Source organism: Bullifex sp. (assembly GCF_034103065.1).
Taxonomy (GTDB): domain Bacteria; phylum Spirochaetota; class Spirochaetia; order Sphaerochaetales; family Sphaerochaetaceae; genus Bullifex.
In genome coordinates this window covers 1-6830 of record NZ_JAXEGN010000222.1, presented here as the reverse complement: position 1 = coordinate 6830, position 6830 = coordinate 1, and the positions used below count along the sequence as shown (strand labels likewise).

The 6830-nt window shown below is 32.6% G+C and carries 8 protein-coding genes and 1 pseudogene; 3 read left to right on the top strand and 6 right to left on the bottom strand.

The features are described from left to right. Positions 1 to 236 precede the first annotated feature (236 nt). Positions 237 to 602: pseudogene (locus SOY52_RS08680) on the top strand (DUF4143 domain-containing protein); the annotation flags it as partial. 80 nt (positions 603 to 682) lie between these two features. After that, entirely contained in the window at positions 683 to 1273 is a 591-nt protein-coding gene (locus SOY52_RS08675; RefSeq protein ID WP_320848561.1) for a hypothetical protein, read from the top strand. Positions 1274 to 1344: 71 nt separating this feature from the next. On the opposite strand, the gene SOY52_RS08670 is transcribed toward SOY52_RS08675, so the two are convergent. From SOY52_RS08670 to SOY52_RS08645, 6 genes are read right to left on the bottom strand one after another with little or no spacing between them, the layout of a single operon-like run. Next, positions 1345 to 1800, bottom strand: a complete 456-nt coding sequence (locus SOY52_RS08670; protein ID WP_320848560.1) for a flavodoxin domain-containing protein — start codon at positions 1798 to 1800, stop codon at positions 1345 to 1347. Beyond that, on the bottom strand, positions 1797 to 2258 hold the full coding sequence (locus SOY52_RS08665; RefSeq protein ID WP_320848559.1) for a YbhB/YbcL family Raf kinase inhibitor-like protein: 462 nt from the start codon (positions 2256 to 2258) through the stop codon (positions 1797 to 1799). The genes SOY52_RS08670 and SOY52_RS08665 overlap by 4 nt, the downstream gene beginning before the upstream one ends. Then, entirely contained in the window at positions 2251 to 2790 is a 540-nt protein-coding gene (locus SOY52_RS08660) for a hypothetical protein (RefSeq protein ID WP_320848558.1), read from the bottom strand. Before SOY52_RS08660 ends, SOY52_RS08665 begins: the two co-directional genes overlap by 8 nt. Continuing rightward, positions 2787 to 3167, bottom strand: a complete 381-nt coding sequence (locus SOY52_RS08655) for a hypothetical protein (protein ID WP_320848557.1) — start codon at positions 3165 to 3167, stop codon at positions 2787 to 2789. Before SOY52_RS08655 ends, SOY52_RS08660 begins: the two co-directional genes overlap by 4 nt. Then, entirely contained in the window at positions 3151 to 3921 is a 771-nt protein-coding gene (locus SOY52_RS08650) for a CPBP family intramembrane glutamic endopeptidase (protein ID WP_320848556.1), read from the bottom strand. The genes SOY52_RS08655 and SOY52_RS08650 overlap by 17 nt, the downstream gene beginning before the upstream one ends. Continuing rightward, complete coding sequence (locus SOY52_RS08645; protein WP_320848555.1) at positions 3911 to 4528, bottom strand: TetR/AcrR family transcriptional regulator; 618 nt, start codon at positions 4526 to 4528, stop codon at positions 3911 to 3913. Before SOY52_RS08645 ends, SOY52_RS08650 begins: the two co-directional genes overlap by 11 nt. 116 nt (positions 4529 to 4644) lie before the next feature. On the opposite strand from SOY52_RS08645, the gene leuS reads away from it, so the two are divergent. Then, positions 4645 to 6830 (top strand): leucine--tRNA ligase (leuS, locus tag SOY52_RS08640; protein WP_320848554.1); only part of this gene is annotated, 2186 nt, incomplete at its 3' end.

Here is a 6830-nt window from a genome sequence, read left to right as displayed (position 1 = left end):
AGGAATCTTCATTGATGGTGAAAAAGAATGGAATGCTGACAGTGTTGGAGCATACAATATTCTAAGGCTCTATGGTCAAGTAAGTAAAAAAGAAATACATATGAAGATGATTAAGACTCCATATGTATTAAAAGTAGCTGTTTAAAAAGCAGTAGCGGTGTCATGGATGCACCCGTGGCTAAACTCCACGATGCTCTGGCAATTCAATTGCCGAGTAATTCACAGCTTATACAACAGATCTATCTCTATTAATGGCGATGAAAGACTTTTCAATTAAACAGCACATTGTTGAAAATACTCTTGATGGAACTTCTAAGGGTGGAATATATGAATGTGCAATTGCTGATGCTCTATATAAAAAAGGCTTAAAAATTTATTTTTTCAAAAATGAAACAAAAAAACGAGAGTTAGATTTTATTATTCAAAATAATGGAAATGTAGTTCCTATTGAAGTAAAAAGTAGCAATAACAAATCAAAGTCTCTTTCCTCAATAATGAAAGGAAATAAAATACCTTATGCATATAAGTTTATAGATGGTAATATAGGAATAAGTGAAGAAGGAATAATCACTTTACCATTGTATATGGCTGCATTTATTTAATTACAATTTTAAAAGTTTGTAACAGTTCTGTAACGCTTTATCAATTACGTTATATAAAAAAATATTTGAAGGGGAAAGAAATGAAAAAATTATTCCTATTATTATTGATGGTTTTAATACTGTCTTTTTCTATTTTTGCTGATTACAATACTTCTACAATTGAGTTAGGTTCCTCTTTTGCATTTGGTAAAGATATTGATGGATTTGTAGAAGGTATAACTCTTGAGTCTAAAACACTTTTCTACTCTGATAATGGATTTGGTTTAGGTACTTCTCTCTCTGCAAATGCTCCATTACTTCATTTTAAAAATGGAACGGCAGTTGAAGATAAAAGTCCTTTTACATTAGGCTTTGCAATTTATCCAACTTACAAATTTAATTTGTCAAATAGTTTTAGTATTGCCACTAATATAGGTGCTGAATTAGCTGTTGGTAGAAAGCGAGTCACTTTCTTTGAATTTTCAACATATATGGTAAATATTATTGGTGATGTTAGCCTTTCATATAATTTAGGCGAAGTATCTTCTATTAGACTTGGTGTAAAAGGACAACTACCTGTTTGGGGAAGATTTGTCGAAAGAACTCTAGGAACCAATACATATACAGATTCTCCAATTAATATTGGAAACTATGTAATTACCCCATATATAGGTTACAGTTTTAATTTCTGATACTAATATAACTCTTTATAATAAAATTAATTATTTCGAATAATTATTGTCTACTTCAAAGTTACTTCAAACTAACTTTGAAGTAGTTCGAAGTAATGTTTAAAGAATTCAATTGCATTATTTATATCTTTTTCATCTGGATGATCTTTATTAATCCCTCCAATTAGTTTAAATGGTCCATAGGTATCAAAACCTTTACAACAGAAAACACCCAATAGTTGACCGCCAAATACTTCAATTAAACTTTTTATCTTGTTACTTTGTGCTTCTTTTGGATTGCCAGCACTATGCATTAACAATACTTTATGCCCTTTTATATTATTATTCTCGATAAAAGATATTATCTCAGGATAATAAGAGCCATAACAAATTCCAGAGGCAAAGCAAATTCGATTATATTTTGATAAATCTAAATATTGAGTAACAGTAGCATCGATAATATCAATATCAAAATTGGATTGTATTGTCTGAACAATCTTTCTCGTATTCTCATGGTGCTTTGATGCAAAAATTATTACATCCTTCATATTTTGTACCATCCTATTAAACTTGCTTTTTGAATAATATGATTATTCATAGCTTTAATTAAATCTTCCTCTTTTGAAAAAGTTGGTATATCTAAAAGAGTATCCAGTGCACAAACTGTAAATTGATAACGATGAGCCTTATGAATGAATGGAGGCTGTTTTGGACCTCGATATCTATTTTTTCCATATCCAATTCCTTGTTTTGAGCCATCAGGACACTCAGAACCATAAGGAATATTTTTTTCAATTACTGATTTAGGAGGAATATTCCAAATAACCCAATGGTTGAAAGCCTTAACAAAAGGAACATCTAAATCATCCATAATTATTGCCAAGCTTTTTGCATCATTACTTAAGCCACTTAATACAAGTGTAGGAGAGACATCATCACCAAATCCAGTATTATCTTTACCTATCTCTCCATTAGTGCCAAAATCAGGACTAGTTAATTCAAGCATTATTAACCTTCTCTTCCAGCTCAGCTCCATAATTAAATATTAAAGAAGCTAAGATTAATACAATTCCAGTAATTACTGAAGAAAGGTTTGAAAATTCACTAACATTATCCAAGTTATCATTTCCAAGGATAACACAAATTACTTCTGCAATAACTATTGCTATTATAGGAATATATATAAATCGAATTCCAAGACTTCTAATAGTCTTAGCTCCTGATTTTGTAAAAGGTGTTTTATCATATTCTTCCTTTTGAAAATAACGATAAGATAAGCCATATAAAATTGCATCAGCAACTAATATAGGTATTGAAGATAGTAATTCAATTAAGCTTTGACCATAATCATCTCCAACAACTATATTATCAATTGGTTGACCAAAAAGAGAAAATACTTGACCACCTGAAGAAACTGCAAAAACACAAAGGGCACCAACAGCACATAGTGATGCAATCACAATGCAAAATACCATTGCTACCTTTGATAATACTTTAAATACATGAAATGTTTTTTGAATTGAATCTAATGATTTCATTTTTCCTTTTCCTCCTTATCTATATAAACAAAACCGTTTGCCCCATATGATTTAATTAAAATAGAGTATTTACCACTATCTGTTAATCTTAATTTAAACTTACTAACCTCTTGGCCATTTCCTTTATAAATTACATTACTATTTGGATCTTTAATCTCTAAGATTACTAGTCCATCTGTTACTTCATAATAGACTCTTAATTGGTCACCAGCATTTGCATTTATGCAATATAATTCACGTCCCCAAACAGTACCAATATTAATTTTTAAAGACCTATTATTTATAGCTTGATCATAAATAATAATGTGTGGTGGTAAACATGATACTAATGACAATACTAGTAGTATCATGAATAATAATTTATATACTTTTTTCATTTTTATTTTCCTTGCTAACATCTAAATACAAAAAGACTGCAATAAACCAGATAAGAATAATTGTGTAAATTCCTGTTTCACTCACAAAATATCCCACTTTTTCTCCATATGTTAATTGTCCAAACAATACTTGGTCGTAATTATTATGTGTTGCATGCAATATTGCTGCAGGCCAAACACTATTACTTTTTAATGTAATTAATCCTTCAACCACTCCTAAAGGGAAAATACAAAGAATAAACGCAGGAATTCTATACCAAATAGGTGTAGTATTCATGTATGAACCCCATATAAGTAAAGGAAGGTGCCAAATACACCAAAATAAACTTGTTACAATTAATGCTTTATTAAGGCCATACTCTTTATTAAGAGTTGTAAACATATAGCCTCTCCAACCTATCTCTTCACCAAGTGCCGTAAGGAGTGAAATTATTGTACCCAAGGTAATTACGATTAATACATATAAAATAGAGCCTTGGTTTATGAAGGAATCTGGAAATACTTTCCATACAATTAAATAAGGTATCCCAATATATGTAAAAGGAAGAAGCAAGCTAAAAATAATGTATTTTAACTTACACCTTCGAAAGCATTTAATCCGACCTTTATTTGCAATTACAGCAGATATTGTAGGAATCCACATTAAAACAGCATATAGCCAAGAAGGAAATCCCAAACAAATAAGTGCTTCAATAATTACTGATAGTATTATTACAACTATCATAAAAGTCATAAACGACTTCTTATTTTCCATTTTTACTTCCATAGACTTTAAAGATTTGATTTAAATGTCTATCGATAAGATTCATTATTTCACTTTCTCTATTTGGTTCTCGATCACACAAATTAATCCAAACATTTATTGGAAATGCTATTTGCATTGCAACAATTTCTACATCATCGAAATCGAGCAAGGAAAGCTTTTTCAAGTGGTTAGCCATACCAATACAGAAAGAAACAATATCACTATAGTTTTGCTTTGTCTGAAGTTTAGCTAATTCTTGGTTTTGAAATTGCTCGATAACTAGCATTTTTCTAGCCTTACTAATAAAAGGCTCATGGATTATATAAGCTACCTGTCCTTTAAGCATCTTTATAATATCATCCTTAGTGGAAGGTAGATTTTGGCCATTAATCCAATCAGTTGTTGTAAAGATAGAGTGTTTATCATATGCAAATAAAACTTCTTGAATAAGAAGATCAAGAATCTCTTTCTTACTTTCATAGTGACTATATAAAGATGCTTTTTTAATTCCTACAGCACTGGCAATTTGAGAAATGGAGGTTGCCTCATACCCTTGAGTTGAAAACAAATCTAACGCAGCATTTAATATTTCTTTTTTTGTATTACCTTTTTCCATAGTTATGTTATAACTAACGACCGTTTGGTTGTCAATATTATTTATTCAATATCTTTTTCTATCGTTCAAATCATGTAATTGAATAATGAATAACAAAATATTAATATTGATACATTATGAGTAAATACCCTTTTTCAGAAATAGAAAAGAAGTGGCAAAAATATTGGGAAGATAATAAAACCTTCCATGTCACAGAGGATCCTTCTGTAAGCAAGGATAAAAGAAGATATGTTCTTGATATGTTCCCTTATCCATCAGGAGCAGGTCTCCATGTAGGTCACCCAGAAGGATATACAGCAACAGATATCTACTGCAGATATCTTAGGATGAATGGTTATAACGTACTCCATCCAATGGGCTTCGATTCATTTGGTCTTCCTGCTGAAAACTATGCTATTAAAACAGGAACACACCCTTATGAAACAACTAAAAAGAATATAGATAATTTCCGTCGTCAGATTAAATCCTTAGGATTTTGCTATGACTGGGATAGAGAAATTTCAACTTGTGATGAAGACTATTACCATTGGACACAGTGGATTTTTGAACAGCTTTACAAGAAAGGCTTAGCTTATGAAGCAAATACACCAATTAACTGGTGTCCAAGCTGTAAGACAGGTCTTGCAAACGAAGAGGTAAAGGAAGGTCACTGTGATCGTTGTGGTGCTAAGGTAGAAAAGAAGAATATCAGACAGTGGATTTTAAAGATTACAGCATATGCTGATAAGCTTCTTGAGGACCTTGATTCTCTTGATTGGCCAGAAAGCGTAAAAGCAATGCAACGCAACTGGATTGGTAGAAGTGAAGGTGCTGCAGTATTCTTCCAACTTGAGAAGTTTGATGAAAAATTAGAGGTTTATACAACTCGTTGTGATACACTCTTTGGCGCAACTTACATGGTAATTGCTCCAGAGCATCCATTAGTTGAAAAGCTTACAACACCAGAGCAGAAGGCTCAAGTTGAAGCATATCTTGATGCAACTAAGCATAAGTCTGATCTTGAAAGAACAGACCTGGCAAAAGATAAAACAGGTGTATTCTCAGGTTCTTATGCTATCAACCCAGTAAATGGTAAGAAAATTCCTATTTGGATTGCTGACTATGTACTTATTAGCTATGGTACTGGGGCAATCATGGCAGTTCCAGCTCACGATGATAGAGACTGGGAGTTTGCTAAGAAGTTTAATCTTCCAATTATTGAAGTATTAAAGAGCAAAGTTAATGTTCAAGAACAAGCTTGGACAGAAGATGGTGAACATGTTAATTCTGAGTGGCTCGATGGATTAAATAAACAAGATGCAATTGCAAAAATGCTTGAGTTCCTTGAGAAGAATGGTTATGGTCATAAGGCTGTTAACTACAAGCTCCGTGACTGGGTTTTCTCTCGCCAGAGATATTGGGGTGAACCTATTCCTCTAATTCACTGTCCAGATTGTGGTACTGTACTTGTTCCAGAAGAAGAACTTCCTCTTACACTTCCTGAAGTTGATAAGTATGAACCATCAGGAACAGGTGAATCACCACTTGTAAATGTTGAATCATGGGTAAACTGTAAGTGTCCAAAGTGTGGTAAACCTGCAAAGAGAGAAACTAATACAATGCCTCAGTGGGCTGGTTCTTGTTGGTACTACCTTAGATATATTGATCCTAAGAACAGTGAGAAATTTATCGATCCAGAGAAAGAGAATTACTGGATGCCAGTTGACCTCTACATCGGTGGTGCTGAGCACGCTGTACTCCACCTACTTTATGCAAGATTCTGGCACAAGGTACTCTATGATCTTGGTCTTGTTTCTACAAAAGAACCATTCCAGCGTCTTGTAAACCAAGGTATGATAACATCTTTTGCTTATCAGAAGTCTAACAAGTCACTTGTTCCAACAGATATGGTAGAAGAGAAAGATGGAAAGTACTTTGACAAAGAGACAGGAGAAGAGCTTACTCAAGTAATTGCTAAGATGAGTAAATCTCTTAAGAATGTTATCAACCCAGATGACTTTATACGCGACTATGGTGCTGATTCCGTTAGAATGTATGAAATGTTTATGGGTCCTCTTACAGAGTCAAAGCCATGGGCAACTCAAGGCTTTATCGGTGTATATCGTTTCTTAGATAGAGTATGGAGAATTTCAACAGAGAAGAAGATTGAGGATATTGAAATTCCATCAGATCTTAATAAAACTCTTCATAAGACTATTAAGAAGGTTACAGACGATACTGCAACTCTCAACTTCAATACTGCAATTAGCCAGATGATGGTTCTTGTAAATGAAATTAACCGTCTTGAGGTTGTTCCTAAGAA

Coding starts and splice junctions, on each gene's coding strand:
- SOY52_RS08645 (WP_320848555.1), bottom strand. CDS start 4,528: ATGGAAAAAGGTAATACAAAAAAAGAAATATTAAATGCTGCGTTAGAT.
- SOY52_RS08650 (WP_320848556.1), bottom strand. CDS start 3,921: ATGGAAAATAAGAAGTCGTTTATGACTTTTATGATAGTTGTAATAATA.
- SOY52_RS08655 (WP_320848557.1), bottom strand. CDS start 3,167: ATGAAAAAAGTATATAAATTATTATTCATGATACTACTAGTATTGTCA.
- SOY52_RS08665 (WP_320848559.1), bottom strand. CDS start 2,258: ATGCTTGAATTAACTAGTCCTGATTTTGGCACTAATGGAGAGATAGGT.
- SOY52_RS08670 (WP_320848560.1), bottom strand. CDS start 1,800: ATGAAGGATGTAATAATTTTTGCATCAAAGCACCATGAGAATACGAGA.
- SOY52_RS08675 (WP_320848561.1), top strand. CDS start 683: ATGAAAAAATTATTCCTATTATTATTGATGGTTTTAATACTGTCTTTT.
- SOY52_RS08660 (WP_320848558.1), bottom strand. CDS start 2,790: ATGAAATCATTAGATTCAATTCAAAAAACATTTCATGTATTTAAAGTA.